Raw genomic sequence first — 25,093 nt, 5'->3', positions numbered from 1 at the left:
CGCCACCCCGGCCCGCGAGAGCCCGCTACTTCTCGAAGGTGTCGCGGAGCTTGTCCGCCGCGTCGCCGACGGCGTCCTTCACGTTTTCGACGGCACCCATGAGACCGGCCTTCGCCTGGTCCGTCTGACCTTCCGCACGCAGTTCCTCGTCGCCGGTGGCGCCGCCCGCGGCTTCGGTGATCACCCTCATTTGAGCAGTGAAGCCACAGCGGCGGCGAAAGCCTCGGGCGCCTCTTGAGGAACATTGTGGCCGACACCAGGCAGAACGCGGTGGTCGTACGGTCCGGTGAAGTACTCGCGGTCACCCGCGGCACTCGGCCCGCCGATGCCGTCGTCCCCGCTTTCCAGTACGACCGTCGGCACCGTGATCGCCGGTTCCTCCGCGAGCAGGTCTTCGAGCGCCTGGTACCGCGGATCCCCTTCCGCGAGACCGAATCGATGCCGGTAGGAATGGATGACGACGTCGACGAAGTCCGGGTTGTGGAGGCTCGGGGCGCTGGCAGGGAACGCCGCGTCGGCACCCGTCCAGGTCGGCGACCAGGTGCGCCACAACAAGGCGCACAACTCGTCACGGTTCTCCGCCAGCCCGCGGCGGCCGCGCTCGGAATGGAAATAAAACTGGTACCAGTAGGTGCGTTCCCATTCCGGCGGCGCCGGTTTTCCGACGTAGGCGAGATTCTGGACGTTGTAGCCGTCCACCGAGACCAGCCCGCGTACGCGTTCGGGCCGGAGCGCCGCCGTGATGCACGCCGCGCGGCCACCCCAGTCGTATCCGGCGACGACGGCGTTTTCCAGCCCCAGCGCGTCCATGAACTCGATCAGGTCCTGCGCGAGCGCGGCCTGCTGTCCGGAGCGGGGTGTGGCGTCGTCGAGGAACCGCGTCCCGCCGAACCCGCGCAGATACGGGACGTACACCGAGGCGCCGCCGTCCGCGAGGATCCGGGCGACCTCGTCGTAGGCCCGGACGTCGTACGGGAACCCGTGGAGCAGGACCACCGGCGGTCCACCGGAGGCACCGGCGTGTTCGTACGCGATCTCCAGAACCGGTGTGGTGACGCGCTTCGTGCCCATCAGCCGGACCATCCGCTCAGCCGCGTCAGAAGTCGTTCCAGGACTTCGGGATCGGCGCCGACGGGGGCACCGGAGACCGGCTCGTCCACCAGGGTGCGGCGGTCGCCCCGCCGCGGCAGCTGGACCTGTCCGGCCGACAGGCCACCGGGCAGCGGCAGCTCGCACCACGTGGTCACGCCCCCTGTCTCGCCCGGCGCCACCCCGGTCCGCTCACCGGGCGCGGGCGTGGGCGCGGGAAGCCCGTCCAGGTCGTGGTCGACCTCGATGACCAGGACGTCCGAGCGCAACCGCAGCCTGAGCGTGAGGAACGGCGGTTCCTTCGGGTCGGCCACGTCGACGAGCGCGCCCACCATTCTGGCGGCGGCGGTCTTCGCCTGATCGAGCAACGGCCGCAAGGACCAATCCGACAGGATGAGACGGACGAAAAGCTCGGAGCACAACACGGCATTCGGTTGTGCCACCAGCCGGAGGTCGTCCATCTGGGAAGTGCGCGCGCTCAAACCAAGGCCTTCCTCGTCGACGTGCGAGCGTGCATCATGCCACCCCATCCGGTGAAGCCGTCAGGCCGCCTCACGCAAGCCTTTGGTCCAGTGGGTCGAGCGGGCTTTGGCTCTGTCCACGGGGCCAAACCGCGCGCACAGTGATCGGCGTGAGCATCGCCTTCCTGATCACCACGCTGGTCGTGGTCGCCACGCCCGGTACCGGTGTGGTCTACACGCTTTCCGCCGGACTGGCTCGCGGGAGACGCGCGAGCGTCATCGCCGCGACCGCCTGCACCCTCGGCATCATCCCGCATATGGTCGCCGCGATCACCGGTCTCGCGGCGCTGTTGCACGCGAGCACGCTGGCGTTCGAGATCCTCAAGTACCTCGGTGTCGCCTACCTGCTCTACATGGCGTGGGCGACGCTGAAGGACCGGGAAGCGATCGTCGTGGAGGGCGATCCCGAACCCGCGTCGACCCTGCGGACGATCACCTCCGGCGTGTTGATCAACTTCCTGAACCCGAAGCTGACCCTGTTCTTCTTCGCGTTCCTGCCCCAATTCGTGCCGGCGGGCGAACCCGGCTCGGTCCCCCGGATGCTGCTGCTGAGCGGGGTGTTCATGCTGGCGACGTTCGTGGTGTTCAGCGGGTACGGCGTCCTCGCCGCCGGCGTGCGGCACCACGTTCTTTCCCGGCCGCGTGTCCTCGCCTGGCTCCGGCGGATCTTCGCCGGTTCCTTCGCCGCGCTCGGCGCCAAACTCGCGTTCACCACCCAATAGAAGGTCCAGCATGCGACTCCAGCACCACCCAGAGATCCACGCCGCCCACCCCGGCCTCGCCGTCGGCACGCTCCAGGCCGTCGGTGTCACCCCGGAAACGCCGGTCGACCTGCAGAAGTTCGTCGAGCGGGCGACACGACGGCTAGCTGATGGCCCGGAATCGGAGTTCCCCGAGATCCAAGCCTGGCGCCGGGCGTTCGCCAAGATGGGCCTGAAGCCGACGCAGTACCGCTGCGCGTCGGAGTCCTTGCTGCGCCGGTTGCGGAAAGAAGGTTCACTCCCCCGGATCCACCCGGTGATCGACCTCTGCAACGCGGTTTCGGTCGCCTACGCCATTCCCGTCGCGGTACTGGACGTCGCGAAGATCAGCGGTTCGCTGGAGGTCCGCCACGCTCGAGGCGACGAGAAATACGTGACTTTCGCCGGGACTGTCGAACAACCGAACCCCGGCGAGGTGATCTTCGCGGACGAGGAGGGTCAGGCCCACGCGCGGCGGTGGACGAACCGGCAGAGCGGGCACTCGGCGGTTTCCGCCACGACGTCCGAGGTGATCATCGTTTCCGAAGGGCTGCACGCGACCGCGGCCGAGGACATCCGGCTGCTGGTCGAGGCCATCGCGGGCGAACTGGCGACGGCGGGCATCGTCACGAGGCCTTGAGCGCCTTCTCCAGACCGGCGCGCGTCATCTTCGACCGCCCCTTGATGTCCCGTTCCCGAGCCAGTTTCTCCAGATCCGCCTTCGACAACGAGGACAAGTCCTTCTTGGGCGCGGTCTTCTTCGCAGGAGGCTTCTTCGTCCCGGATTTCTTCTTGGCCTTCCCGCTCTCCACGCTCTTCGAAAGCGCTTCGAAAAGGTCGAGGACCTTCGTCGGCTCACCGGGTTCGGTGGCGGGCGTGATGGTGTCGCCCTTCTTCTTGGCCTTGATCAGCTCTCGCACACGGTCGGTGTAGGTGTCGCGGTACCCCTCGGGCCGCCAGTCGTCGCTCATCGCGTCGATCAGGTTGACGGCCATGTCGAGTTCCTTGCCGCGTGCTTTCACCTTGCCGGGGAGGTCCGGCAGCTGCTCGGCGGGATCCCGCAGGTCGGCGGCGAAATGCAGGGTGTTGAGCACCATGACGCCGTCGCCGGAACGGACCAGCGCCAGGTATTCGCGACCGCGCATGACGAACTTCGCGATCCCGGCCTTGCCCGACGAACGCATCGCTTCGAGCAGCAGCGCGTACGGACGCTCGAAGTCGTCTTTCGCGGGCGCGAGCCAATACGTCTTGTCGAAGAACATCGGGTCGATGGCCTCCAGCTCGACGAAGCTTTCGATGTCGAGCGACTTCGACCGCCCGGGGGCGATCTCGTCGAGTTCCTCGGGTTCGACGACCACGTAGTCGCCGCCGTCGAGCTCGTAACCCTTGACGATGTCCTCGTAACCGACTTCCTTGCCGGTGCGCTCGTTCACCCGCCGGTACCGGATGCGGTCTTCGGTGCCGCGCTGGAACTGGCGGAAGTGCACCGTGTGGTCCTCGACCGCGCTGTACAACCGGACCGGCACCGTCACCAGACCGAGTGAAAGCGAACCACTCCAGACCGGGCGCATGGGCACACACTCCTCTCCTCCAGCCACCTGGTACCCGCGACGGCGGCGGATCACACCTGGTCAGCGACTGAAAGCGAGGGACTGCGGGAGAACGACGCCGAGGAACACCAGCGTGAAGGCGAGATCGAACGCCACCCCGTACCGGAGGAAGCAACCTGCGCCGGGAAAGGGCTACCAGGGCGGTTGGCCACCCCCAGTTCGAAGGCCAACCGCCGCGGAGCCCCTACACACGGTTCGGCGCGCTGCCCCGTCGCGCCGAGCCGCCAGCTGATGTCTTCAGCTTTCCAAGGCCCTGCATCGGAATTACATCGGCTCTTCACCGCCGGGCATCCGCGCAGATCAGGGGTCACCGGGCGTAGAATCGAACCCGTTCCAGGGCAGCCACGAGCGCGCCCGTTAGGCCGAATGCCGTACGGCGTGCCCCCGCGCTGACCTGGCTGGAGGCCGAAGCGGTGGGTTAGGGTGCCGATCAGCCGGCGAACGGACTGGAGGTAGTGCGTGAGCACGCTCACGGTCTCGGACGACATAGTCGCATATGACCGCTGATCGTTTACCCGATTCGGCGAGATCTCCCCGGACCGCCGCCCACGGCTCCCAACTCGGCTTCTCCGTTCTCGGCCCGCTCGAAGTCGAAGTCGACGGCGTGCCCGTCCGGCTCGGCGGACGCCGTGAGCAGCGTCTTCTCGCCGCCCTGCTGATCAACGCCGGCAGGCTGGTCCCGGTTTCGTACCTGATCGGCACGATGTGGCCGGAGAACCCGCCGAAGACGGCGGTCCGCCAGGTCAGCAACGCGATCGCGCGGCTGCGGCACGACCTCGGCGTGGCCCGGTCCGCCGTGGTCACCACCGGCTCGGCGTACCGCGTCGTCATCAGCAGCGCTTCGCTCGACTCGGCCCGATTCGAAGCGGACTACAACCAGGGCGCCGAACTTTTGGCGGCTGGGCTGATCTCGCAGGCGGCCGTCAAACTCGCGGACGCGCTGTCGCTCTGGCGCGGCCCGGCCTTCGACGGTCTCGAAGGCGACGCCATCGAGCAGACGGCACGGCGTCTCGACGAAGAACGCCTCGCCGCCTGCGAACTCCTGATCGGCGCCAGGCTCCGGCTCGGCGAGACCGAGGCGGCGGCCCGCGAGGCGTTCGACCTCGCCGCCTGGCATCCCACCCGCGAAACCCTGCAGTGCCTCACCATGCTGGCGCTCTACCGGGCGGGCCGCGGCGCCGACGCGCTCCGGACGTTCGACCGGACCAGGATCGCGCTCGCCGAAGAGCTCGGCGTCGACCCGAGCAGCGAACTGAGCGCGCTGCACCAGCAGATCCTGCGCGCCGACGCCGAACTGATGGAGGACGGCGCCCTCGTCCGGTACGGCGTCGGCGGGCTCCGGGCCGGAATGGACACCGTCGGGCGACGTGCGGACGCGGACGCGCAGAAGGCGCTCTTCCCCCGCCCCGCGCAGCTTCCCGCGGATCTTCCCGCGTTCGGCGGCCGCGCCGCGGAACTGCGGGCCGTCCTCGAAATCGGCCAGGACGGCTCCTCCGCGGGGCCACGGCTGATCGCGATCGACGGGATGCCCGGTGTCGGCAAGACCGCGCTGGCCGTCCACGCCGCGCACCGGCTCGCCTCGCTGTTCCCCGACGGGCAGCTGTTCGTGAACCTCGAAGGGTTCTCGCCGGCGGGTGACCCGGTCGATCCGGGGTCCGCGCTCGAAGCGCTGCTGAGGTCGCTCGGCATCCAGGGTTCGGACATCCCCGCCGGGACCGACCAGCGCGCGGCGTTGTTCCGCAGCTGCCTCGCCGGCAAACGCGTACTTCTGGTGCTGGACAACGCCATCGGGGCGACGCAGGTGAACCCGCTGCTGCCCGGTTCGGCGAGCTGCTGCGTGCTGATCACCAGCCGCACCCGGCTCGTGGACCTCGACGGCGCCGAACTGCTGTCCCTGGAACCGTTCAGCCGGGCCGACGCGGTGGACCTGCTCGGCCGCATCGTCGGACCTTCCCGGCTGAAGCGGGAATCCCCGGACGCGGCCGACCAGGTCGCGAGCCTGTGCGGCGATCTCCCGCTCGCGCTGGCCGTCACGGCGAGCAGGCTGCGCGCGCGGGCGTCATGGACGCTCGACTTCGTCGCCCGGCAGCTGCGCGACGAACGGAACCGGTTCGGCGAGCTCACCGCGGGGGAACGCGACGTCGCGGGTGCGTTCCGGGTGTCCTATCTGAACTTGAGCGAAACCGAACGCCGGGTGTTCCGCCGGTTGAGCCATCATCCCGGCGCCGCTTTCGATCTCCATTCGACGGCGGCGCTGGCGGAAGTGGACCTCGGCGAGGCCCGTCGTCTCGCCGAACGCCTCGTCGACGTGAATCTCCTGCGCCAGCCGTCGATGAACCGGTACGAGATGCACGACCTCCTCCGCAGCTACGGCCGCGAACTCCTGCTCGCCGAGGAGCCCGAACACCAGCGCGAGGCGATGATGCGGCGGCTGTTCGACTACTACCGCAGCACCGTCGCGGCCGCGATGGACTTCATCGACCCGGATTCCGAAGAGGAACCGGGCGGCCTCGAGGTCCCGAAGAGCGAGTACGGACAGTCCTTCGCGGACTACGACCAGGCCGCGCACTGGATGGACGCCCAATGGCAGAACGTCCTGCCGGTGGCCGTCGCGATGAACAACCACCAGCATTATTCGGACCTCGTGCCGTTCTGCTCGGCGGTGTGGCGCTACTTCGACAACCGCGGCTACTACCGGCAGGCCAGGGAGCTGGAGACCCTCGCCCTGTCCGCCGCGCGGGTCACGGGGAACGTGGTCCTCGAGTACCAGGCCCTGCACATGTACGCGCTGACCCTGTGGCGGCTCAACGAGTTCACCGAAGCGAACCGGCTGTTCAACGAGGTCTTCGAATTGGCCGCGACCACCGGCGACATCCGGATGCAATGCCGGGCCAGGGGCAATTCGGGGGTCACCCACTGGCTGAAAGGCGAGTCGGACGAGGCGATCGAGCACCTCGGCTGGGTCCGCGAGACCGCTCATGCCCACGGCAGCGTGCTCATCGAAGCCCGCGCCAGGCATCGGATCGGGCTGATCCACACCGAGAACAGGCGCTATCCCGAAGCCGCCGAGGAACTCGACGAGGCGCTGAGACTCGCGCACGAGAACGAATCACCCGATCTCGAGGCGGAATGTTTTCTCGCTCTCGGTATCAATTCGCGTGCGCTCGGCGATGCCGCACTCGCGGTCGCCCAGTTCACCACCGCGGTGGAAGTGCTCGAATCGACCGGGAATCGCAGCATGCTGCCCATCGCCCACAAGGAGATGGCGGCGGCGTTCGACATTCTCGGTAAGCGACTGAATGCGGAACGTCATCGCCGCTTCGCTTTGCGTTTGTACACCGATCTCGGCATTTCCGAGTCGGCAGAGGTGCGCGAACTCAAGCAGCACCTGACTGATTACTCGGCGTAATTAGCCGTTCTGCTCCGGTACTCTGTTGGCGTAGGTATATTCGCTTGACCGGAGTAACCGCTCACGGAGAGGATCGGCGGCATGCACGACGAAGACGACGACGAGTTCTTGTACGAACTCGAAGCGGAGTACAAGGCGCAGAGCACCTGGGGTGGATTCGAGCCGCCGCCGAACGGCGGACCCCCTTTCCGTTCGCGACGCTGAATGACCTGACGTATTCGGAAAGTATAACTGGGGACTGGGGCGCAAGACATTCGATGCTGGTAAGGGTTTCCTCTTGTGGAACGCTCTATTGGTCCGATGGTGAGGTCGTCTGGGACGACCACCTCGGACATCGCCAGCTCAAACTCGCCGAAGGAACCGAACGCGTCCTGCGATGGTTCGGTTCTTGGCGAGAACCGGAATCGGTCCGCGCGGCGGACGAGAATCCCGAGATCGGGGAAAGGCTCGTCCGTATCGCGCGAGCGATGATCCGGTACGACGTGCTGGTGGTCAAAGGTTCTTCCCGGCACCAGCGGGAAGAAGAGATCCTTCGGGATTGGGGCCCTTGGGGAACGTCCGCGAGGGCTTTCCACTTTGGCACCCGCTCGTTGCGTGATACCGAGTTCACGACCAGCGAAATGACGGCGAAATCCTTGCTGGAGAAGGCGAAGGGCAGCCCTCCGCCTTCTCCGGTGAGACCTTCGGGCGAGTACGAGGCGATAGCGCTGCCCGAACCGGCACCGGAAGAACTGAACACGATCGGACTCGGCGACGCGCTGAACCAGCGCAGAAGCGTCCGCGAGTTCGGTGAAGAACCCTTACGGCTGCGCGATTTGAGCGCACTCCTCACCGCCGCCCGGCTGACGAGACCGGAAACGCATTCCGACATCCCCGCCACCGGCAACGTCTTCAAGACGAGCCCGTCCGGCGGAGCCAGGCACCCCACAGAGGTGTACGTCTACACGAGGAACGTCGAAGGCCTCGATCAAGGCATCTACCACTACGACGGTTTCCGGCACGGCCTCACGCCACTGGACGGTAAGATCGACGACGACGAACTGATCGCGCTCGCCGGCGACCAGCACTGGACCGGGAACGCCGGCGCGCTGCTGATCTACACCAGCGTCATCGAGCGGAACCAGTGGAAGTACTCGGTGAGCCGTACTTACCGGGTCCTGCTGATGGACGTCGGCCATCTCAGCCAGACCGTGTACCTGCTGGCGACCGCGCTCGGCCTGAACGTCACGTTCACCGCGGCGCTCCGCGACGAACTGGTCGAAGACCTCCTCGGCTGCGATCCCGCGAACGAACTGGTGCTCGGCATGTCGGTGCTCGGTACCCGGGTTTGAAGGTCGCTTTGCTTTGCGCCGCAGTGGGTCGGTGGTGGGATGCCCGGTCGCGGCCGTCCATGTTCTTTCCTGGGTCAGCTCGCCGTTGCCGTTTCCATCCACAAGCTCAGGACGGCGGGGGTTCCTCGGCCACGCGGGGTTCGTGCGGGGGCGGTGGTGAGCTGTCGTGGGTTTGTCTTGTCGGTGTGGTGACCGTGAGGGTGCCGTCCGAGGCGAGCCGGTAGGTCCAGCCGGGTTCGTCTTTGAGCCGGTGGTCGCGGCGGCAGAGGTCGATCAGCTCGTCGGCGTTGGTGTGGCCGCCGAACTGCCCATGGCATCACATGGTCGAGATCGCGGGCCTGGGCGGGACGCCGGCAGCCGGGTCTTCGGCACTCACGGTCCCGTACCCGCGACGAACTCACCCCCTGGACCTGTTGCTCGGCGGTCAGGGCGGGAAAAGTGAAAGAGGCAGGACTGAGCCTCGACGGCATCCGCGAGATGTATCAGGAGCTTGGCGAACGCGAGACGGTACTCAAACAACACAAGAAAGCCCTCGAGCAACGTATCGCGGCCGCTCGGGCGTCGCTCGCGATCGTCGACTGCGCTCTCGGGTGTGAGCACGAAGACTTCGCCCAGTGCGCGCATTTTCGGGAGGCGGTGGCGCGGGCCGGCTGACCCGCGCCACCGTCCGGCTCAGCCGAGCAGTGCGCGCATCTCGGTGATCTCGGCCTGCTGACCGTCGATCACCTTCTGCGCCAAGGCCTTCACCTCGGCGTTGCTGCCCTGCCGCAGCGCGGCCTTCGCCATCTCGAGCGCGCCTTCGTGATGTTTGACCATCATCTCCAGCCATTGCTTGTCGAAGGCCGCGTCCTTGGCTTGGCCGAGTTTCCCGAGATCTTCCTCGGTCATCATGCCGGACGCCGAGCCGTGTCCGGAGTGCTCGCCCGACGGCGACACTCCCCAGCCTTTCAGCAATCCGTTCAACTGCTGGATCTCCGGATCCTGCGCCTTCTGGATCCGCGCGGCGAGGTCGACGACCTTCGCGTTACGGGTGCGGCCGTCGACGAGTTTCGCCATCGCGAGCGCCTGTTCGTGGTGCGGGATCATCCCTTGCGCGAAGGTGACGTCGGCCTGATTGTGGCCGGCCTGCTGGGGATCCGGCGCCTTCACCGTGGACATGTGGTGCCCGGTGGAGGCGGTGTCGGAGCTGGCGCAGCCGGTGAGCACGGCGAAGGAGGCCAGGGCGGCGAGTGCCGCCCCGACCAGTTTGCTGCTGGTCATGGTTCTTTCCTCAACTCGGTTTCGGGGAGGGCGGGACGAGCCCGCCTGTCACACCCGCAACACGCAAAGGAAGGACAATCTCTCGGGCACCGGTCTCCAGCGCGGAGGATCACGGCCCGACGCCGTACCGCCACCCCGCCGCGATTTCCACGCCGCCCCCGCCGTCCGTCCTTTTCGGACGAGCAGCCAGGTGACGATCAGCAGCACGGCCGCGGCGAGCACCGCGAGACACAGGTGCAGTCCATTGTGCCCGCCGTCGTCGTGCGACGGCCTGTCCGCGCAACACGGATCCGCCATCGCGACAGCGGAGTGCCCCGCGCCGTGGCCGGACTCGCCGACGACGTGATGCATGCCGACCAGCCCCAGCGCCACCACGCACAACAGCAGCCATCGCAGGGCGGCCGGGTACGAGGACTGGGTCACGGTTTCACCGTAGCCGGATTCAGCGCGCCGCCGGACGGTGGGGTTTCCCCGCCGAATGCAGCGCCGGGATGTCGCGATCGATGTGGTCGGCGTGGAACAACGCCTGCGCGAGCAGGCCGCGGACGTGGTCGTTGGCCGCCGAGTAATAGACGAACGTCCCCTCGCGACGCCCCTTGACCAGTCCGGCGAGCCGTAGTTTCGCGAGATGCTGACTGACCGCCGTCGGCGCGGCGCCCGCCAGTTCCGCGAGACAGGCGACCGAGGACTCGCCCTGTAAGAGCGCCCAGAGCACCTTGACCCGCGTCGGATCCGCGAGCAGCCGGAACGTCTCCGCGGCCAGGTGGACCTGCTCCTCGGTGGGCATCTCGAAATCCGGGACCGACTCGTGCATGCCAGGAGGATAGCCGCTACCCTTCTATCTGCGTATCTGCATGACTGCGCAGGTATCAGAAGGGTGAGGTGAGGAATGACCGGCCACGGACACGGTCACGGCCACGGGCGGAAGAAGAGCCGCCTCCGCCATCTGCTGACCCCGCACAGCCACGACAGCGCCGACCGCGTCGACACCGCGCTGGAGACCAGCAAACGCGGCGTCCGGACGCTGATCTGGTCGTTCGCCGCCCTGTTCGTCACCGCCGTCGCCCAACTCGTGCTCGTGCTGATCACCGGTTCGGTGGCCTTGCTCGGTGACACGATCCACAACTTCGCCGACGCGCTGACCGCGGTCCCGCTCGGCATCGCCTTCCTGCTCGGTCGCCGCGCCGCCACCCGCCGCTACACCTACGGGCTGGGGCGCGCCGAAGACCTCGCCGGCGTGCTCATCGTCCTGCTCATCGCCGCGTCGGCCTTCCTCGCGGGGTACGAGTCGATCCAGCGACTGCTCGATCCGCGCCCGGTCCAGCATCTGTGGGTGGTCGCCGCGGCGGGGGTCATCGGTTTCGCGGGCAACGAAATCGTGGCCAGGTACCGGATCACCGTCGGCCGGGAAATCGGGTCCGCCGCGCTGGTCGCCGACGGGTTGCACGCGCGCACGGACGGCTTCACCTCCCTCGCCGTCGTGCTCGGCGCGGCCGGTGTCGCGTTCGGTTTCCCGCGGGCCGATCCGATCATCGGTCTCGCCATCACGGTCGCGATCCTGTTCGTCCTGCGCGACGCGGCCAAGGAGGTCTTCCGCCGCCTGATGGACGCCGTCGACCCGGCCGACGTCGATCGCGCCGAACGCGCGGCCGCCGAGGTACCCGGGGTGCTCGGCACGCGGGACCTGCGGATGCGCTGGCTCGGTCACAGCCTGCGCGCGGAACTGGCGGTGTCGGTCGAGTCCGGGCTGACCGTCACCGAGGCACACCACCTCGCCCATCGCGTCGAGCAACGATTACGCGAGGTCCTCCCGCGGCTCGCGGAGGCCGTCGTGCACACCGAACCGGCGAACGCCCATGAGATCGTCACCGGATGACGCTGTCCGGCAACGACATCCGCGCCGTCCGCGCCCACGCGCAACTGCTGACCGCCCCGGTCGAGGACGTGCTCGCCGTGGCCAGGTCCGTCGCCGCGATCCAGGCGCAGTCGACGCCCGCCGCCCGGCTCGCGATCCGGGCCCGCAGCCGGGGCCTGACCGCGCCGGACGTCGACGCGTCCCGCGCCGTGGCGCGCACCTGGCTGATGCGCAAGACGCTCCACTTGGTGCCGACGGCGGATCTCCGCTGGCTGAACCGGCTGTTCGGCCCACGCAACGCCCAGGCGGGGCAGGGCCGCCGCACGCAACTGGGACTCACGGACGAACTCTGCGAACGCGCACTGGAGACGCTCCAGGATCTCTTGCCGGGCAGAGCACTCACCCGGCAACAGATCCTGGACGGTTTGGCCGCCGACGGCATCGTTCTCGACGCGAGGTCTCAGGCGCCGGCCCATCTCCTGGCGTACGCGGCGAATCGCGGTCTGCTCTGCCGAGGTCGAGACGACGGAACGGAACCGACGTACGTACTCCTCGACGAATGGGCCACCGAGGACCACACGCCGGACGAACCACACGCGGAACTCGCCCACCGGTACCTGACCGCGTATGGCGTCGTGACCACCGAGGACTTCGGCACTTGGTCCGGTCTCCCGCTCGGCCTCTGCCGCAAGGCTTTCGCCGCGCTGGATCTCGTGCCCGCCGGTCACGGTTTCGCGCTGTCGGAGACCGACCTCTCCGCTTCGTCGTGTCCCCCGCGCCTGCTCGGCGCCTTCGACACCTACCTGCTGGGCTATCGCGACCGCGAACTGCTCCTCGACGCGGCCGAGGCGAAGCGAGTCAACTCCGGCGGCGGGATGATCGCGCCGACCGTGCTGATCGACGACCGGATCGCCGGAACCTGGCACACCAAGCGGACCGCGAAGCAGACGAGGGTCGTCGTCGAGCCCTTCGCCACGCTTCCGCGGTCCGTCATCGTGGGCCTGGAGTCCGAAGTGGACGATTACGGCCGCTTCCTCGGGGAAGCGGCCGTAATCGTCATTTGAGGGACCGGAAGAATTCCCGCACGTCCGTGACCAGGATTTCGGGCTCTTCCAACGCCGCGAAGTGCCCGCCGCGATCGACATCGGTCCACCGCACGATCGTATGCGCGTCCTCCGAGTACCGCCGGATCCCGACGTCGTGCGCGAAGATCAGCGCCGCCGTCGGCACGCCGGAGTTCTTCTCGACGGCTCCCCAGGCCTCCGCCTGCGCGTAGCCGACGTACGCCGACGACGCAGCCGTGCCGGTGAGCCAGGTGAACATGACGTTGGTCAGCAACCGGTCGCGGCCGATGATCTCTTCCGGCAGCGTCGGGCGCGGATGCGTCCACTCCCGGAACTTGTCCATGATCCAGGCCAGCTGCGCGATCGGCGAGTCGACGAGCCCATAGCCGAGGGTCTGCGGCCGCGTCGACTGGATCGCGATGTACCCGAACTCCTCCTGCATGAAGGCGCCGATCCGCTGGAGGCGGTCGCGTTCGATGTCGGTGAGCGAAGCGAGTTCCTCCTCCGACAACGACGTCGGCGGCATCGGTGACAGTCCACCGTTGACGTGCACGCCGATCACCTTGTCCGGCGCGAACCTCGCCACCTCCGGCGACACGGAGGCGCCGAGGTCGCCGCCCTGTACGCCGTAGCGTTCGTAGCCGAGCCGGCGCATCAGCTCCGCCCAAGCGCGGCCGATCCGCGGCATGGTCCAGCCCGAATCCGAGACGGGGCCCGAAAAACCGAAGCCGGGCAGCGACGGGATCACGAGGTGGAACGCGTCCGCCGGATCGCCTCCGTACGCCTTCGGGTCGGTGAGCGGACCGATGACGTCGAGGAACTCCACCACCGAACCCGGCCAGCCGTGCGTGAGGATCAGCGGCGTCGCGTCGGCTTCGGGCGAGCGGACGTGCAGGAAGTGGATCCGCTGCCCGTCGATGACCGTGGTGAACTGCGGGTGGCCGTTGAGCTCGCGTTCGGCGGCGCGCCAGTCGTAACCGTGGCGCCAGTATTCGGCGAGTCCGCGCAGCCATTCCACCGGCACCCCGGTGTCCCAGCCGTCACCGGGAAGCGGAGCGGGCCAGCGCGCGCTGTCGATCTTCGCGTGCAGTTCGTCCAGCTGCTCCTGCGGGACATCGAGGCGGAAGGGGCGGATCTCGGTGTTTTCCATGGTGCCCACGTTAAACGCTATTGCGGACAGGTACGGTCCTCAATCGGGACGGGCTTTCCGGGTTACGGGAAGATGCGCTCGTGACGGACAAGTACTTGGCCTACGGCAGGCTCATCCGCGACGGGAAGATCCTGTTCATCCGGCGGCGGCCGGGGTCCTTCCTGGGCGGCCGCTGGGAACTGCCGGGTGGGACCGTCGAGCCGGGCGAGCGGCCCGCCGAGACCGTGGTCCGCGAGTTCGCCGAGGAGACCGGGCTGACCGTCCGCGTCACCGGCGAACGCGGCGCCCGCAGCTGGGACGACGTCGCGGGCACGCCGATGCGGATCCACGCCACGGTGTACACGCTCGCCGAAGAGGACACGGACGACGTCGTGCTCGATCCCGAGGAACACGACGCCCACGCCTGGTACACGCGGGACGAAGCCGCCGCGCTCGACCTCGCCGAGCACTTCCGCCACGCGCTCGAGGACTGATCGGTCCACATGGGACGGTCACCGAGATGTCATGAAAGGGTCGTTCAGGACACTTTTCGTCTTGAGCGACCCTTTCCTGACATCCGACCGCCACGGGCCGCCGGAAACTGTCGTACCCCGGTGGTCTCCTCTTCCCCGGCGACAGCGGGCCCGGCCGGGCCCGCGCGCGGAAGCGAGGAGAAAGTCCCATGGCCGGAGAAACGGTGCTCACGGTGATCGGAAACCTGACGACCGACCCGGAGCTGAGGTTCACCCCTTCGGGGGCGGCGGTCGCGAATTTCACGGTCGCGTCGACGCCGCGCGTACTGGACCGCGCGAGCGGGGAATGGCACGACGGCGACCCGCTGTTCCTGCGCTGCTCACTGTGGAAACAGGCCGCGGAGAACCTGACCGAATCACTCACCAGAGGGACCAGGGTGATCGTGCAGGGCAGGTTGAAACAGCGGTCGTTCGAGACAAAGGAAGGCGAGAAACGAACGGTGGTGGAACTCGACGTCGACGAGATCGGCCCGTCGCTGCGTTATGCCACGGCGAAGGTGAACAAGGCGGGCCGGAGCTCGGGAGGCACCCCGTCGGACGGCGCGTGGGAACGAACGCCCGTGACCGCCGGAAGTCCGGAGCCGCCCTTCTGACCCGGCGGTTTTCCCTCCAGGGAGGGAACGATCTCCCTCTCGGGCGCCATGCGGTCGCGGCCTTCCGGCTCGGATGCTGGAAGTCGTGAACACGACCACGATCGTCACCGAAATCGGGCTGGACCCGGCCGACGAGCGGCACGCGGAGTTCGCCGCCGAACTCCGCACCGGGTTGGCCCTGGTCGAAGACAGACTTCAGGAGGTGTTGCGCAGCCCGGGACAGCCGGATCTCACCCAAGCCGCCACCCATCTCGTCCGCGCGGGCGGGAAACGGCTGCGGCCGTTGATGGCGCTGGCCGGAGCGGCGTTCGGCGACGGACGAGGCGACGCGATCTCGGCGGCCGTACTCGCCGAACTCGTCCATGTGGCGACGCTCTACCACGACGACGTCATGGACGAGGCGCCGATGCGGCATGGGGTGACGAGTGCGAATTCGTTGTGGGGCAACAAGAAAGCCGTCCTGATCGGCGACTACGTGCTCGCCCGCGCGGCACACGTCGGTGCCGGGCTCGGCGACTACGCGTTGCGGTCGCAGGCGCAGACATTCGGCAGGCTCGTACGCGGCCAGTTCCTGGAAACGACGGGGCCGTTCGAGGACTGTGGCCGTCACGCGCCCTACGAGCACCACATCCAGGTGATGGCCGACAAATCCGCCTCGCTGATCGCGATGGCGGGGCGGCTCGGCGCCCAGGTGTCGGGAGCGGATGAGCGGACCATCGAAACGTTGGGCCAGTATGGCGAATTGATCGGCGTGGCGTTCCAGATCTCCGACGACGTCCTCGACATCTCCGCGTCCACCACCGACCTCGGCAAGTCCGCGGGCACCGATCTCCGCGAAGGCATCGTCACCCTGCCGATGCTGCACGCGCTCGACGACGACGGACCCGGCGCCGCACGGTTGCGCGCGATCATCGGCCACGGGCCGGTTTCCGATCCGGCGGTCCGCCAGGAGGCGCTCGGTCTCCTGCGCGGCTCCGCCGGTGTCGACCGCGCCCTCGCCGAAGCCCACGGATACGCCGCCAAGGCGAGGGACCTCGCACTAGGCCTCCCCGACCGTCCGGCGAGAGCGCTGCTCGTCGGCCTTTCGGCGTTCGTGGTCGACCGCGGCGAATAGGCCCTTGACGAGCGTGACCAGGTTTAAGGTGGCGGAATGACCACCGAAAACCTGGAGAACGTCGAAGGCCGCGACATCGGCTCCGGAGTCTCGATCATCCGCGAGCGGACCGGCGTCGACGGTTCCGGGCCGAGGCTGCACCAGCACCCGTACCGCGAGATGTTCGTCATCATCCGGGGCCGGGCCAGGTTCACCATCGGGGACGCCGAACGCGAAGGCGGTGCGGGCGAAGTCCTCGTCGTGCCCGCGGACACCCCGCACAAGTTCGCCGTGATCGGCCCGGAGACCTACGAAGCCGTCCACATCCACGAGAGCGACCATTTCATCACCGAGTGGCTCGAATGAATTCTGTCGGGCGCAAGAAAACCCTTTCCCGGGCTAGAATCCGACGACGTGCTCGTGTCCGGCGGGCACCCGAGGCGACGGGAACCGGGAACTGTGACCGACGTGGCGGACCGCAGCGGTGACGAAACCCGCCGGGTGGACAGCTTCGATCAGCGACGCGCGCAGCTGGCGATGTCGGCGCTGGTCACCTTGTCCGAACTGGGCTACGCGCGCACGAGCCTGCGGGAGATCGCGCAGAACTCCGAGTTCTCCCACGGGGTACTGCACTATTACTTCCGGAACAAGGCCGAGCTGATCACCTACTGCGTCAAACAGTACAAGGCCGAATGCGTCACCCGGTACGACCGGATGGTCGAGACCGCGGAAACGGCCGAAGAACTGAAACTGGCCTTCGGCGCCGCGACGGCGGCCACGCTGCGGGAAAACGCCCGCCTGCACCGGCTCTGGTACGACCTGCGTAACCAGAGCCTGTTCGAGAAGTTGTTCCAGGCGGAAGTCCTCGTCATCGACGAGACACTCGAACTGATGATCTGGCGGGTCGTCTCCCGCTATGCGGAACTGCTGGGAAAGCCGGCGGATTTCGCCCCGTCGACGACGTATGCGCTCTTCGACGGCCTGTTCCAGCAAGGCCTGCTGAAGCACCTCGCCGGCCGGGCGGACGCGGCGAGGTGCCTTCAGGAATCGGTCGAACAACTACTGGCGTGGCTCTTCACCACTTGATGGTCGGGTACCAGATGACGCCGGTCCTGCCCAGTACCCGCAGATCCCAGTACAGCAACGTGAACGTGCCGGCGACCAGCAACGCGGCTCCGGTCACCACGGCGATCCTGGTGGGCTTAGCGAACATCCATCGCTGAAGCCGCCCGCCCGTGCCGTGGGTGAGCAGCAGGAACAACAGCGCCATCACCAGGATGTTGCCGAGCGACTGGAGGGAGAACGCGGCGGCGCCGTAGAAGACGTTGTGGCTTTCGGCCGCGCTGCGGAACATCATCCGGAACAGCGGGAACGGCCTGCCGATCAGGAATCCGCCGATGAGCGCGCCCATCAGCACGAGCGGCGCGGACGGGAACCGCCGGGTGAGGCCGGCGATCGGGTTGCGGACGAGACCGACGGACGCCAGGCCCAGCACGATGAACACGATCCCGATCACGCCGTAGACGATCATCGACTGGATGTTCCGCGGCGTGAGCCCGCCCGGCGACGAAACGGTCGAGAACTGCGGCATCCTCGTACCGACGAGCGCGACGACGACGCCGTACGCGACGGAAACCGTCAGCATTCCCGCCGCGATCCAGCCCAGCGGCTTCAAGGTGTCGGTGAACTTCGGCCGCCCGGCGGCCCCTCCTCCGACAAGTGGGGCGACGGCGCCGAAGGCGGCGATATTGCACGCGGTGAACGTTCCGGCGAGCCCCGAGACGAACGCGAAGAACGTCCCGGCCAGCACTCCGCCGATCGGGGTCTCTTTGGCGTCGTGCCCGAGGAGGGTGTTGGCGACACTGTCGCCGATCACACTGTCCACAAAGGGCGCCGACCAGATCACCGTCAGCGCGAATCCGGCGAGGACGGACCAGAGCACCACCCGCCACCGCTGTTCCGGATAAGGTCCGGAGCCGAGGAAATGCGCCTGCGACGAAACGGGAGCGCGTTCGATGACGGACATTCGTGCCTCCAGCGGCCGGTGACTTCCCCTGCCGCTCATCGTTGTTGCGCCGGAGGGAGCGCACCACCTCCAAAATGCCGATCTGTCCTTGGGCCGACCGGCCCCGGGTAATCCGCGTGACCGAATACCACCGAAAAGGTGAAAGCTCCGGGGTCTCGTGGGATCATCGTCGGACGTATGCGGCAGCATGGCCACCTGATCGGCCTTGACCGGCCACTGATCCTGCGGAGGACGATGGACTTCGACCAGGTCGCGGACGAGCTCTACGCCGGCGATCCGGCCGAGTTCGTATCGGTGCGCAACCAACGGGCGAAAGAGGCCAAAGCGGCGGGCGAACCCGCCTTGGCCGAACGTATCCGCGCGTTGCGGAAGCCCACGCTCGCGGCCGCGATCCTCAATCGCCGGGCGGGCTCCCCCGAGCTCGCGGAGCTGGCCAGGCTGGGCGACGATCTGCGCAAGGCGCATTCGGCGCTGGCCGGCGCGGATCTGCGCAAGCTGACCCGGCGGCGTCAGGAACTGGTGAACCGGATCCTGCGGGACGAACGGTCGATGAGCGAGCCTGTCACCCGCGAAGTCGAGGCGACCCTCGAGGCCGTCGTGGCCGATCCCGAGGTGGCGGCGCTCGCGCTGGCCGGGCGGCTGAGCAGTGGCGCGGACAGCTCCGGAGACCAGTGGCTGACCAGCGGTTTCACCCCTCAACCGAAGCGAAAACCCGCCCCGGAGCGGAAGAAACCCGCCACCGTGTCGCATTTGGACGATCGGCGGAAGGCGAAACGGGAGGCCGCCGAGAAGGCCGACCAGGAGCGCATCGCCAAGGCCCGAGAAGAGGCCGAACGCGAAGAGAAACGGATGGCGGAGTTCAACCGGCTCCGGCGCGAGGCGGCCGATCTCGCGAAGGCACGCAAGCAGGCCGAGATCGACTTCTCCCGCGCCGAACGCCGGTCCGAGAAAGCCACCGAGAGGGCGGACGACCTCCGGCGGCGGCTCGCCGCCGCCGAACTCGAGGAAGAGACCGCGAACGGGGAGACCGCGGCCGCGCAGACCGTCTTGGACGATCTGCGCGCCGAAGCCGAGCGGGTCGACGAAGCCCTCGAAGAGTTCTAGGCGGGCTGACGTTCACGAATCCGCGTGGCGGTCACCCGGCGTCCATAGGGTGTCTTGCCGCCGGGCTTGTAGACCGACAGCACGGTCATGGTCACGTACATCGCCGTGGACACGATGATCGGGTAGAACCCGTCCACGCGCCGTCCCGCTTCCACGAATACACCGTCCATAGTGGACTCGGCCGCCACCGCCAGTTCCCGGATCCCCGGCAGCAGGGAGAACAGTGTCAGCCCGGCGGCGGCCAAGGTCAGCACCAGTTTGATCGCGACCCATTTGTACCGGATCAGCCCCCATTTCGTGCCCACGCTGAGCACGATCCCGCTGATCAGGGCGGTCAAGCTGACCGGCGGCAACAGGTAGCCGCCGATCTGGTCCATCATCAGGATGGCCGCGTGCTGGCGACGGACGTCTTCGGTGAACACGGAGGTGAAGGTCAGGACCGCGTTCACCATGGTGATCCCGAGCCAGCCGAGCGACGAAACGACATGAACGACGAGGACGAGTTTCCGCCACCGCGGGGTGAGCTTCGTCGGCGGTCGCCGCACTGTGGGAGTACTCATGTGCCCAGTGTTTCCGCGGGCGGGACCCCCGTCGTCCGTCGTGGAGCGGCACCTCGTCTACGTATCGCGCAGTACGAGCCCGCGGACGTACGCGGCCTGCCCGGCGTGTTGGAGATCGTCGGAAAGCACGCTGATCAGGCGAATCCCGAGGGTGACGGGCGGATCCCACGCCTCGTCGACGATACGGTCGAGGTCGGCTTCGGCGAGGCCGGCGGCCCAAGCGGTCGTCGCCTCGTGCACCGCGTCGTGGTATCCGGTCAGCAGTTCGGCGGAACCGACGCGGACCGCGGCGACGTCCTCCGGGCGGTGTCCGTATCCGATGTCCGACGCCGGGAAGGGCAGTTCGAACCGGCCCACCCAGTCCTGTGCGGTCCAGATCTGTTCGGTACCCATCAGATCGGCGATGTGATCGTCCTGCACCCTGGTCAGATGCCAGACCAGCCAGGCGATCGTGTTCCCGCCCGGAGCCGGGCTCTCGGCCAGCTGGTCGGCGTCCAACCCCTCGACGGCGTCGTGCACGACCTCTTGGACGCGGCCGAACCCGTCGGCCACCACTTCGGCCAGTTTCATCGAAGCCCCTTCCTTCGTCTCCCGCCACCTTGCCACCGTCTCCACGATGACACCGGCAGGTGACCCATGCCTTACAACCTTGACTTATATAAGCCCAGGCCTTGATAGTTGCCGGATGCACGCGTTCGACGTCCTGGGGGATCCGGTGCGCCGCCGGATCCTGGAACTGCTCGCGGGCGGGGAACAGAGCTCCGGCGACGTGACCACGGTGGTGCGCGCCGAGTTCGGGATCTCGCAACCCGCGGTCTCCCAGCATCTGCGTGTCCTGCGCGAGAACGGCTTCACCACGGTCCGGGCGGAGGGCGCGCGGCGGCTGTACTCCGTCGATCCCGGTCCGCTCAAGGAGATCGACGGCTGGCTGGACCAGTACCGGCGCTTCTGGACCGGACCGCTCGACGCGCTCGCCACCGAGATCGCCCGTGGCCGCCGCGAGCGTCGCAAGGCCGCGGAAGAGAACGACTAGGCTCGCGCCATGCGCAAGTCGTGGGGGCGCGCGGTGGTGGTCGCCGTCGCGAGCGTCGTCATCGTGCTGGGACTCGTTTTCGCGGTCACGGTACGCGGCGGCCGGCGCGAGGGAGCGCAGTGGCTCTCGTCCGCGCAGGCCTCGCGGACCACACCGCACCTGCCGTCCTATTCGACGGCCGCACCCGCGCCCACGACCCGGCCGACGTTGACCGTCGACAGTGGTTGCCGCCTGGGACAGGGCCCTGCCGAGCTCGCGCCGGTCCCCGAGGCGACCACCCGGCGGGTGAACGCCGCCTGGGACCGCGTGGAACGCTGGCTCACGGCCAACGCGCAGACGACGGCGGCGACCCTCCGCCCACCCGCGACGATCGCGCGGATCGTCGAGGCACAACGGAAGACCGGCGTCGCCTTCCCCGCCGAACTCGTCGCCTTCCTGCTGCGGCACGACGGCGTCTCGGGCATCGGCGACAGCTTCGCTTTACCCCCGTTCCACCGCCTCGCGTCCACGGAAACCGTCGCGAACGAGGCGAAGGTCCTGTGCGAAGTGCTGATTTCGAGCGGGCTGGACGACAACGTCGGTTCCTGGTGGCACGGACGGTTCGTGCCGGTCGCCGTCGACGGCGGCGGTGACGGGCTGTTCCTCGACCAGCGCACCGGCACCGGGCGGCTCGGCGACTGGAACCACGAGGGATCGGTGGGCTTCGACCGCTTGCCCGCGACCCTCACCGAACTGCTGGAGCAGACCGCGACGGCGCTGGAGACCGGCGGGACGGTCGTCGGCGGCTACCGGCCGGTCGTCACCGAAAACCGGGCGCTGGACTGGGACTTCCCGCGCTGAGGTGCGCGGGCGCGTCGACTGTCGGACCCCGCCCCTAGAATCGGCCGGGTGGCAGCCCCCGACATCGGTACCTCGGAAGCCCTCGTAACGCTGAACCGCGTCTTCGGCTACGACGACTTCCGCGGCGACCAGCACGCCATCGTCGAACACGTCATCGCAGGCGGTGACGCGCTCGTTCTCATGCCCACCGGCGGCGGCAAGTCGCTGTGCTACCAGATTCCCGCGCTGGTCCGGCCGGGCGTCGGGGTGGTGATCTCGCCGTTGATCGCCCTGATGCAGGACCAGGTCGACGCGCTGCGCAACCTCGGCGTACGCGCGGGTTTCCTGAACTCGACGCAGGATTATGCCGAGCGGAACAGGGTCGAGGCCGCCTTCGTCGCCGGTGAACTGGACCTGCTGTACCTGGCACCGGAGCGGCTCTCGGTCGAATCCACCGTGCGGCTGCTCGATCGCGGCAAGATCTCGCTGTTCGCGATCGACGAAGCGCACTGCGTCTCCCAGTGGGGGCACGATTTCCGGCCCGACTACCTGATGCTGTCCGCGGTGCACGAGCGCTGGCCGGACGTACCGAGGATCGCGCTCACCGCGACCGCCACCAAGACGACGCACGCCGAGATCGCGTCCCGGCTCAATCTGGAGGACGCGCGGCATTTCGTCGCGAGTTTCGACCGGCCGAACATCCAGTACCGGATCGTCGGCAAGAACTCGCCGCAGCGGCAGCTGCTGGAACTGCTGCGCACCGAGCACAAGGGCGACGCGGGCATCGTCTACTGCCTGTCGCGGAACTCGGTCGAGAAGACCGCTGACTTCCTGGTCGAGAACGGGATTCCGGCGGTGCCCTATCACGCCGGGCTGGACGGGCGGACGCGCGCGAAGCACCAGTCGCGGTTCCTGCGCGAAGACGGGCTGATCGTCGTCGCGACGATCGCGTTCGGCATGGGCATCGACAAGCCCGACGTACGGTTCGTCGCGCATCTGGACCTGCCGAAGTCCGTCGAGGGCTACTACCAGGAGACCGGGCGTGCCGGTCGTGACGGGCTGCCGTCGACGGCGTGGCTGGCGTACGGCCTCCAGGACGTGGTCCAGCAGCGCAAGATGATCGACATGTCGGAGGGGTCCGAGGCGCACAAGCGGCAGCTGAGCGCCCATCTCAACGCGATGCTGGCGCTGTGCGAGACGGTCGAATGCCGTCGCGTGCAGGTGCTGAACTACTTCGGGCAGCAGAGCGAGCCGTGCGGCAACTGCGACACCTGCCTGGCGCCGCCGGAGACCTGGGACGGGACGGTCCCGGCGCAGAAACTCCTCTCCACCATCGTCCGGCTGCAGAACGAGCGGCGGCAGAAGTTCGGCGCGGGCCAGATCATCGACATCCTGCTCGGCAAGTCGACGCCGAAGGTGACCCAGCACCGGCACGACTCACTGAAGGTGTTCGGGATCGGCACTGAGCTGAAGGAGCCCGAGTGGCGGGCCGTCGTGCGGCAGCTGCTGGCGCAGGGGCTCGCGGCGGTCGAGGGCGACTACGGCTCGCTCGTGCTGACCGAGGGCAGTGCCGAGGTGCTGAACGGGCAGCGGAAGGTCCAGCTGCGGCGTGAGCCGGAGCGGGCGGCCAAGGCCGCGGCCCGGTCGAGCGCGAAGAAGGCCGCGGTCGCCGACATGCCGGCCGAAGCGGCGCCGGTGTTCGAACTGCTGCGGTCGTGGCGAGCCGCGGCGGCGAAGGAGCAGGGAGTGCCCGCGTACGTGATCTTCCACGACGCGACCCTGCGCCAGATCGCCACCAAACGGCCCGCCACGCTGCAGGAGCTGGGTACGGTCAGCGGCGTCGGCGAGAACAAGCTCGCCAAGTACGGCGAGCAGATCCTCGACGCGCTGGCCGAGGCCTAGCTCAGTGGTCGTAGGGTCGGCGCGGCCGTCCGGTCATCCCGTCGACCTTGCGTACCGCGCCGTCGATCTTGCCGTGGTACTTGCCCTTCGTCTTGTGATCGACGAAGGTCGCGGCCTTGTTCACGACCTTCGAGACCTTCTCGGGGTTCTTCCGCACGTAGGCGCGCACGGCCCCGGCGGTGCCGGCCAGGGCGGTCAACTTCCGCAGTAGAGGCACTGTGGTCCCTTTCCTCGGGGTCGTCTGGTTCCTGCTCAACGACCGGTAGTGGTCACTGGGTTCCCCGAAGCGCGCCAAATCACTCATTTTGGAGACCCGTGCTGGTCAGCGGCCGGAAAATGAGGCGCGCGGCGCGGGTCGAGGCATTATGTTCGGGCCCATGCGGGATCTTTCGCTGTTGCCCAAGGCCCATCTGCACGTCCACCTCGAAAGCACGATCCGGCCGGACACGCTTCGTGACCTCGGTGAGGCGAACGGCGTCGCCGTACCCGCGGTACAACCCGTGTTCGACGGGTTCCGCGCGTTCGGTGACTACAACGGGCTGCTGCGGTCCTGCCTGCGGCGGCCGGAGGACTTCGAACGGGTGGCACGCGAGTTCTGCGAGGACCAGGTCGCGGACGGGGTCCGCTACGCCGAAGTCACCTTCACGGCGGCTGCGCACGGCGAACGACTGGGCGAGCCGGACATGCCGCTGGCATCCGTCCTCAAAGGACTCTCGGCGGGGGCGGCCGAATACGGGCTCCCTTGGCGGGTGCTCCTGGACCACTCACGCCGCCGGTCGGTCGAACGCGCCCGGCTCACCCTCGACCTGGCGCGCCGGTACGCCCCGGACGGGGTATTCGCGATCGGCCTGGCCGGGGAGGAGAAGTATCCGCTCGCGCCGTTCGCCGGGATCTGCGACGAGGCCGAGGAGGCCGGACTGCGCCTGATCCACCACGCGGGCGAGGACGCCGGACCGGCCAGCATCCGCGAAGCTCTCGAGGTCGGCCACAGCGAGCGGATCGGCCACGGAATCCGGATCCTGGAGGACGTCGCGCTGGTCGCCGAGGTGCGGGAACGCGGTATCGCGCTGGAGGTCTGCCCGTCGTCGAACGTGACGCTCGGGCTCGTGCCGTCGTTCGAGGAGCACCCGCTCCCCCGGCTGGTCGACGCCGGGCTCGTGGTCACGCTCAGCACCGACGTCCCGTCGATCACCGGGACGACGCTGACCGACGAGTTCCTGCGCACCCGCGAGGCGTTCGCCTACGACGACTTCGCGCTCGCCGGACTCGCCCGGGCGTCCGTCGACGCGTCCTTCGCGCCCGCCGAACTCAAGCGCGCGATCCACCAGGAGATCGACGCCTGGCTCTCCTGACGCGTTTAGTCCTCTGAATGCGGTAGTTGCACGCGCAAGGACCGCATTCAGAGGACGAAATGCGGGAGGT

30 protein-coding genes and 1 pseudogene are annotated in these 25,093 nt (G+C 68.0%); 18 read left to right on the top strand and 13 right to left on the bottom strand.

Going from position 1 to position 25,093, the window contains the following annotated elements:
- Nucleotides 1-25: 25 nt before the first annotated feature.
- The 3 genes from ACZ6DT_RS24060 to ACZ6DT_RS24050 are packed head-to-tail and all read right to left on the bottom strand — an operon-like array spanning nt 26 to nt 1,571.
- Nucleotides 26-190, bottom strand: a complete 165-nt coding sequence (locus tag ACZ6DT_RS24060) for a CsbD family protein (protein WP_465599040.1) — start codon at nt 188-190, stop codon at nt 26-28.
- Entirely contained in the window at nt 187-1,071 is an 885-nt protein-coding gene (locus ACZ6DT_RS24055) for an alpha/beta fold hydrolase (protein ID WP_465599038.1), read from the bottom strand. Before ACZ6DT_RS24055 ends, ACZ6DT_RS24060 begins: the two co-directional genes overlap by 4 nt.
- On the bottom strand, nt 1,071-1,571 hold the full coding sequence (locus ACZ6DT_RS24050; RefSeq protein WP_465599036.1) for an ATP-binding protein: 501 nt from the start codon (nt 1,569-1,571) through the stop codon (nt 1,071-1,073). The genes ACZ6DT_RS24055 and ACZ6DT_RS24050 overlap by 1 nt, the downstream gene beginning before the upstream one ends.
- A 149-nt stretch (nt 1,572-1,720) precedes the next feature.
- Here ACZ6DT_RS24050 and ACZ6DT_RS24045 point away from each other — a divergent pair, with 149 nt between their 5' ends.
- Complete coding sequence (locus ACZ6DT_RS24045) at nt 1,721-2,332, top strand: LysE family translocator (RefSeq protein ID WP_465599034.1); 612 nt, start codon at nt 1,721-1,723, stop codon at nt 2,330-2,332.
- Between the two features lie 10 nt (nt 2,333-2,342).
- Nucleotides 2,343-2,990, top strand: a complete 648-nt coding sequence (locus ACZ6DT_RS24040) for a B3/B4 domain-containing protein (protein WP_465599032.1) — start codon at nt 2,343-2,345, stop codon at nt 2,988-2,990.
- Here the strand turns inward: ACZ6DT_RS24040 and ku are convergent.
- Entirely contained in the window at nt 2,977-3,921 is a 945-nt protein-coding gene (gene ku, locus ACZ6DT_RS24035) for a non-homologous end joining protein Ku (RefSeq protein WP_465599030.1), read from the bottom strand. The two genes, ACZ6DT_RS24040 and ku, sit on opposite strands and share 14 nt — an antisense overlap.
- Before the next feature lie 535 nt (nt 3,922-4,456).
- On the opposite strand from ku, the gene ACZ6DT_RS24030 reads away from it, so the two are divergent.
- From ACZ6DT_RS24030 to ACZ6DT_RS24020, 3 genes are all read left to right on the top strand, one after another.
- Complete coding sequence (locus tag ACZ6DT_RS24030) at nt 4,457-7,369, top strand: AfsR/SARP family transcriptional regulator (protein ID WP_465599028.1); 2,913 nt, start codon at nt 4,457-4,459, stop codon at nt 7,367-7,369.
- A gap of 81 nt (nt 7,370-7,450) precedes the next feature.
- Nucleotides 7,451-7,573: a hypothetical protein gene (locus ACZ6DT_RS24025; RefSeq protein ID WP_255431256.1), complete on the top strand. Its 123-nt coding sequence runs from the start codon at nt 7,451-7,453 to the stop codon at nt 7,571-7,573.
- 53 nt (nt 7,574-7,626) lie between these two features.
- Nucleotides 7,627-8,700 (top strand): SagB/ThcOx family dehydrogenase, encoded by a 1,074-nt coding sequence (locus tag ACZ6DT_RS24020; RefSeq protein ID WP_465599026.1) that lies wholly within the window; start codon nt 7,627-7,629, stop codon nt 8,698-8,700.
- A 106-nt stretch (nt 8,701-8,806) separates the two neighbouring features.
- Here the strand turns inward: ACZ6DT_RS24020 and ACZ6DT_RS24015 are convergent.
- A pseudogene (locus ACZ6DT_RS24015) lies at nt 8,807-9,089 on the bottom strand (HNH endonuclease signature motif containing protein); the annotation flags it as partial.
- A 49-nt stretch (nt 9,090-9,138) separates the two neighbouring features.
- On the opposite strand from ACZ6DT_RS24015, the gene ACZ6DT_RS24010 reads away from it, so the two are divergent.
- Nucleotides 9,139-9,354 (top strand): hypothetical protein, encoded by a 216-nt coding sequence (locus tag ACZ6DT_RS24010; RefSeq protein WP_465599024.1) that lies wholly within the window; start codon nt 9,139-9,141, stop codon nt 9,352-9,354.
- Nucleotides 9,355-9,372: 18 nt separating this feature from the next.
- Here ACZ6DT_RS24010 and ACZ6DT_RS24005 read toward each other — a convergent pair whose 3' ends face one another.
- From ACZ6DT_RS24005 to ACZ6DT_RS23995, 3 genes are read right to left on the bottom strand one after another with little or no spacing between them, the layout of a single operon-like run.
- Entirely contained in the window at nt 9,373-9,960 is a 588-nt protein-coding gene (locus ACZ6DT_RS24005; RefSeq protein ID WP_465599022.1) for a DUF305 domain-containing protein, read from the bottom strand.
- Nucleotides 9,961-10,008: 48 nt separating this feature from the next.
- Nucleotides 10,009-10,383 carry a DUF6153 family protein gene (locus tag ACZ6DT_RS24000; RefSeq protein ID WP_465599020.1) on the bottom strand — a complete coding sequence of 125 codons (375 nt, stop codon included), beginning with the start codon at nt 10,381-10,383 and terminating at the stop codon, nt 10,009-10,011.
- 19 nt (nt 10,384-10,402) lie between these two features.
- Nucleotides 10,403-10,774 carry an ArsR/SmtB family transcription factor gene (locus ACZ6DT_RS23995; RefSeq protein ID WP_192741235.1) on the bottom strand — a complete coding sequence of 124 codons (372 nt, stop codon included), beginning with the start codon at nt 10,772-10,774 and terminating at the stop codon, nt 10,403-10,405.
- A 75-nt stretch (nt 10,775-10,849) separates the two neighbouring features.
- Between ACZ6DT_RS23995 and ACZ6DT_RS23990 the strand changes: the two genes are divergently transcribed.
- Together ACZ6DT_RS23990 and ACZ6DT_RS23985 are read left to right on the top strand one after the other, a co-directional pair.
- Nucleotides 10,850-11,836 (top strand): cation diffusion facilitator family transporter, encoded by a 987-nt coding sequence (locus tag ACZ6DT_RS23990; RefSeq protein ID WP_465599018.1) that lies wholly within the window; start codon nt 10,850-10,852, stop codon nt 11,834-11,836.
- Complete coding sequence (locus ACZ6DT_RS23985; RefSeq protein ID WP_465599016.1) at nt 11,833-12,879, top strand: winged helix DNA-binding domain-containing protein; 1,047 nt, start codon at nt 11,833-11,835, stop codon at nt 12,877-12,879. The genes ACZ6DT_RS23990 and ACZ6DT_RS23985 overlap by 4 nt, the downstream gene beginning before the upstream one ends.
- On the opposite strand, the gene ACZ6DT_RS23980 is transcribed toward ACZ6DT_RS23985, so the two are convergent.
- Nucleotides 12,872-14,029, bottom strand: coding sequence for an epoxide hydrolase family protein (locus ACZ6DT_RS23980; protein ID WP_465599014.1), 1,158 nt, complete (start codon nt 14,027-14,029; stop codon nt 12,872-12,874). The two genes, ACZ6DT_RS23985 and ACZ6DT_RS23980, sit on opposite strands and share 8 nt — an antisense overlap.
- Before the next feature lie 80 nt (nt 14,030-14,109).
- On the opposite strand from ACZ6DT_RS23980, the gene ACZ6DT_RS23975 reads away from it, so the two are divergent.
- The 5 genes from ACZ6DT_RS23975 (at nt 14,110) to ACZ6DT_RS23955 (ending at nt 17,313) form a co-directional block, all read left to right on the top strand.
- The gene (locus ACZ6DT_RS23975) at nt 14,110-14,502 is read left to right on the top strand and encodes an NUDIX hydrolase (protein ID WP_465599012.1); all 393 of its coding nucleotides are present in this window, start codon (nt 14,110-14,112) and stop codon (nt 14,500-14,502) included.
- A 188-nt stretch (nt 14,503-14,690) separates the two neighbouring features.
- Nucleotides 14,691-15,134 carry a single-stranded DNA-binding protein gene (locus ACZ6DT_RS23970; RefSeq protein WP_276362406.1) on the top strand — a complete coding sequence of 148 codons (444 nt, stop codon included), beginning with the start codon at nt 14,691-14,693 and terminating at the stop codon, nt 15,132-15,134.
- A gap of 85 nt (nt 15,135-15,219) precedes the next feature.
- Complete coding sequence (locus ACZ6DT_RS23965) at nt 15,220-16,248, top strand: polyprenyl synthetase family protein (protein WP_465599010.1); 1,029 nt, start codon at nt 15,220-15,222, stop codon at nt 16,246-16,248.
- Between the two features lie 36 nt (nt 16,249-16,284).
- Complete coding sequence (locus ACZ6DT_RS23960) at nt 16,285-16,593, top strand: cupin domain-containing protein (RefSeq protein WP_465599008.1); 309 nt, start codon at nt 16,285-16,287, stop codon at nt 16,591-16,593.
- A gap of 93 nt (nt 16,594-16,686) precedes the next feature.
- On the top strand, nt 16,687-17,313 hold the full coding sequence (locus tag ACZ6DT_RS23955) for a TetR/AcrR family transcriptional regulator (protein ID WP_465599006.1): 627 nt from the start codon (nt 16,687-16,689) through the stop codon (nt 17,311-17,313).
- Here the strand turns inward: ACZ6DT_RS23955 and ACZ6DT_RS23950 are convergent.
- Nucleotides 17,303-18,253 (bottom strand): hypothetical protein, encoded by a 951-nt coding sequence (locus tag ACZ6DT_RS23950; RefSeq protein WP_465599004.1) that lies wholly within the window; start codon nt 18,251-18,253, stop codon nt 17,303-17,305. The two genes, ACZ6DT_RS23955 and ACZ6DT_RS23950, sit on opposite strands and share 11 nt — an antisense overlap.
- Nucleotides 18,254-18,487: 234 nt before the next feature.
- On the opposite strand from ACZ6DT_RS23950, the gene ACZ6DT_RS23945 reads away from it, so the two are divergent.
- Entirely contained in the window at nt 18,488-19,357 is an 870-nt protein-coding gene (locus tag ACZ6DT_RS23945) for a hypothetical protein (RefSeq protein ID WP_465599176.1), read from the top strand.
- Here the strand turns inward: ACZ6DT_RS23945 and ACZ6DT_RS23940 are convergent.
- Entirely contained in the window at nt 19,354-19,917 is a 564-nt protein-coding gene (locus ACZ6DT_RS23940) for a hypothetical protein (protein WP_465599002.1), read from the bottom strand. The two genes, ACZ6DT_RS23945 and ACZ6DT_RS23940, sit on opposite strands and share 4 nt — an antisense overlap.
- A 57-nt stretch (nt 19,918-19,974) precedes the next feature.
- On the bottom strand, nt 19,975-20,487 hold the full coding sequence (locus tag ACZ6DT_RS23935; protein ID WP_465599000.1) for a mycothiol transferase: 513 nt from the start codon (nt 20,485-20,487) through the stop codon (nt 19,975-19,977).
- Between the two features lie 115 nt (nt 20,488-20,602).
- Between ACZ6DT_RS23935 and ACZ6DT_RS23930 the strand changes: the two genes are divergently transcribed.
- From ACZ6DT_RS23930 to recQ, 3 genes are read left to right on the top strand one after another with little or no spacing between them, the layout of a single operon-like run.
- Nucleotides 20,603-20,950: an ArsR/SmtB family transcription factor gene (locus ACZ6DT_RS23930; RefSeq protein ID WP_465598998.1), complete on the top strand. Its 348-nt coding sequence runs from the start codon at nt 20,603-20,605 to the stop codon at nt 20,948-20,950.
- Nucleotides 20,951-20,959: 9 nt separating this feature from the next.
- Nucleotides 20,960-21,790: an SMI1/KNR4 family protein gene (locus ACZ6DT_RS23925; protein WP_465598996.1), complete on the top strand. Its 831-nt coding sequence runs from the start codon at nt 20,960-20,962 to the stop codon at nt 21,788-21,790.
- Nucleotides 21,791-21,838: 48 nt separating this feature from the next.
- On the top strand, nt 21,839-23,671 hold the full coding sequence (recQ, locus tag ACZ6DT_RS23920) for a DNA helicase RecQ (protein ID WP_465598994.1): 1,833 nt from the start codon (nt 21,839-21,841) through the stop codon (nt 23,669-23,671).
- A gap of 1 nt (nt 23,672) precedes the next feature.
- On the opposite strand, the gene ACZ6DT_RS23915 is transcribed toward recQ, so the two are convergent.
- Nucleotides 23,673-23,888 carry an antitoxin gene (locus tag ACZ6DT_RS23915; protein ID WP_465598993.1) on the bottom strand — a complete coding sequence of 72 codons (216 nt, stop codon included), beginning with the start codon at nt 23,886-23,888 and terminating at the stop codon, nt 23,673-23,675.
- Nucleotides 23,889-24,048: 160 nt separating this feature from the next.
- On the opposite strand from ACZ6DT_RS23915, the gene add reads away from it, so the two are divergent.
- Nucleotides 24,049-25,023, top strand: a complete 975-nt coding sequence (gene add, locus ACZ6DT_RS23910) for an adenosine deaminase (RefSeq protein ID WP_465598991.1) — start codon at nt 24,049-24,051, stop codon at nt 25,021-25,023.
- The last annotated feature ends 70 nt before the right edge of the window (nt 25,024-25,093 follow it).

The sequence above is a fragment of the Amycolatopsis sp. NPDC041971 genome, assembly GCF_055588925.1.
This window is presented reverse-complemented; position numbering and strand designations above follow the sequence as displayed.

What these genes read in the sequence shown, in the direction of transcription:
- ACZ6DT_RS24060 (WP_465599040.1), bottom strand. Translation starts at nt 190, where the DNA reads ATGAGGGTGATCACCGAAGCCGCGGGCGGCGCCACCGGCGACGAGGAA.
- ACZ6DT_RS24055 (WP_465599038.1), bottom strand. Translation starts at nt 1,071, where the DNA reads ATGGGCACGAAGCGCGTCACCACACCGGTTCTGGAGATCGCGTACGAA.
- ACZ6DT_RS24040 (WP_465599032.1), top strand. Translation starts at nt 2,343, where the DNA reads ATGCGACTCCAGCACCACCCAGAGATCCACGCCGCCCACCCCGGCCTC.
- ku (WP_465599030.1), bottom strand. Translation starts at nt 3,921, where the DNA reads ATGCGCCCGGTCTGGAGTGGTTCGCTTTCACTCGGTCTGGTGACGGTG.
- ACZ6DT_RS24030 (WP_465599028.1), top strand. Translation starts at nt 4,457, where the DNA reads ATGACCGCTGATCGTTTACCCGATTCGGCGAGATCTCCCCGGACCGCC.
- ACZ6DT_RS24025 (WP_255431256.1), top strand. Translation starts at nt 7,451, where the DNA reads ATGCACGACGAAGACGACGACGAGTTCTTGTACGAACTCGAAGCGGAG.
- ACZ6DT_RS24020 (WP_465599026.1), top strand. Translation starts at nt 7,627, where the DNA reads ATGCTGGTAAGGGTTTCCTCTTGTGGAACGCTCTATTGGTCCGATGGT.
- ACZ6DT_RS24005 (WP_465599022.1), bottom strand. Translation starts at nt 9,960, where the DNA reads ATGACCAGCAGCAAACTGGTCGGGGCGGCACTCGCCGCCCTGGCCTCC.
- ACZ6DT_RS23995 (WP_192741235.1), bottom strand. Translation starts at nt 10,774, where the DNA reads ATGCACGAGTCGGTCCCGGATTTCGAGATGCCCACCGAGGAGCAGGTC.
- ACZ6DT_RS23990 (WP_465599018.1), top strand. Translation starts at nt 10,850, where the DNA reads ATGACCGGCCACGGACACGGTCACGGCCACGGGCGGAAGAAGAGCCGC.
- ACZ6DT_RS23985 (WP_465599016.1), top strand. Translation starts at nt 11,833, where the DNA reads ATGACGCTGTCCGGCAACGACATCCGCGCCGTCCGCGCCCACGCGCAA.
- ACZ6DT_RS23980 (WP_465599014.1), bottom strand. Translation starts at nt 14,029, where the DNA reads ATGGAAAACACCGAGATCCGCCCCTTCCGCCTCGATGTCCCGCAGGAG.
- ACZ6DT_RS23970 (WP_276362406.1), top strand. Translation starts at nt 14,691, where the DNA reads ATGGCCGGAGAAACGGTGCTCACGGTGATCGGAAACCTGACGACCGAC.
- ACZ6DT_RS23960 (WP_465599008.1), top strand. Translation starts at nt 16,285, where the DNA reads ATGACCACCGAAAACCTGGAGAACGTCGAAGGCCGCGACATCGGCTCC.
- ACZ6DT_RS23950 (WP_465599004.1), bottom strand. Translation starts at nt 18,253, where the DNA reads ATGTCCGTCATCGAACGCGCTCCCGTTTCGTCGCAGGCGCATTTCCTC.
- ACZ6DT_RS23945 (WP_465599176.1), top strand. Translation starts at nt 18,488, where the DNA reads ATGGACTTCGACCAGGTCGCGGACGAGCTCTACGCCGGCGATCCGGCC.
- ACZ6DT_RS23940 (WP_465599002.1), bottom strand. Translation starts at nt 19,917, where the DNA reads ATGAGTACTCCCACAGTGCGGCGACCGCCGACGAAGCTCACCCCGCGG.
- ACZ6DT_RS23935 (WP_465599000.1), bottom strand. Translation starts at nt 20,487, where the DNA reads ATGAAACTGGCCGAAGTGGTGGCCGACGGGTTCGGCCGCGTCCAAGAG.
- ACZ6DT_RS23930 (WP_465598998.1), top strand. Translation starts at nt 20,603, where the DNA reads ATGCACGCGTTCGACGTCCTGGGGGATCCGGTGCGCCGCCGGATCCTG.
- ACZ6DT_RS23925 (WP_465598996.1), top strand. Translation starts at nt 20,960, where the DNA reads ATGCGCAAGTCGTGGGGGCGCGCGGTGGTGGTCGCCGTCGCGAGCGTC.
- add (WP_465598991.1), top strand. Translation starts at nt 24,049, where the DNA reads ATGCGGGATCTTTCGCTGTTGCCCAAGGCCCATCTGCACGTCCACCTC.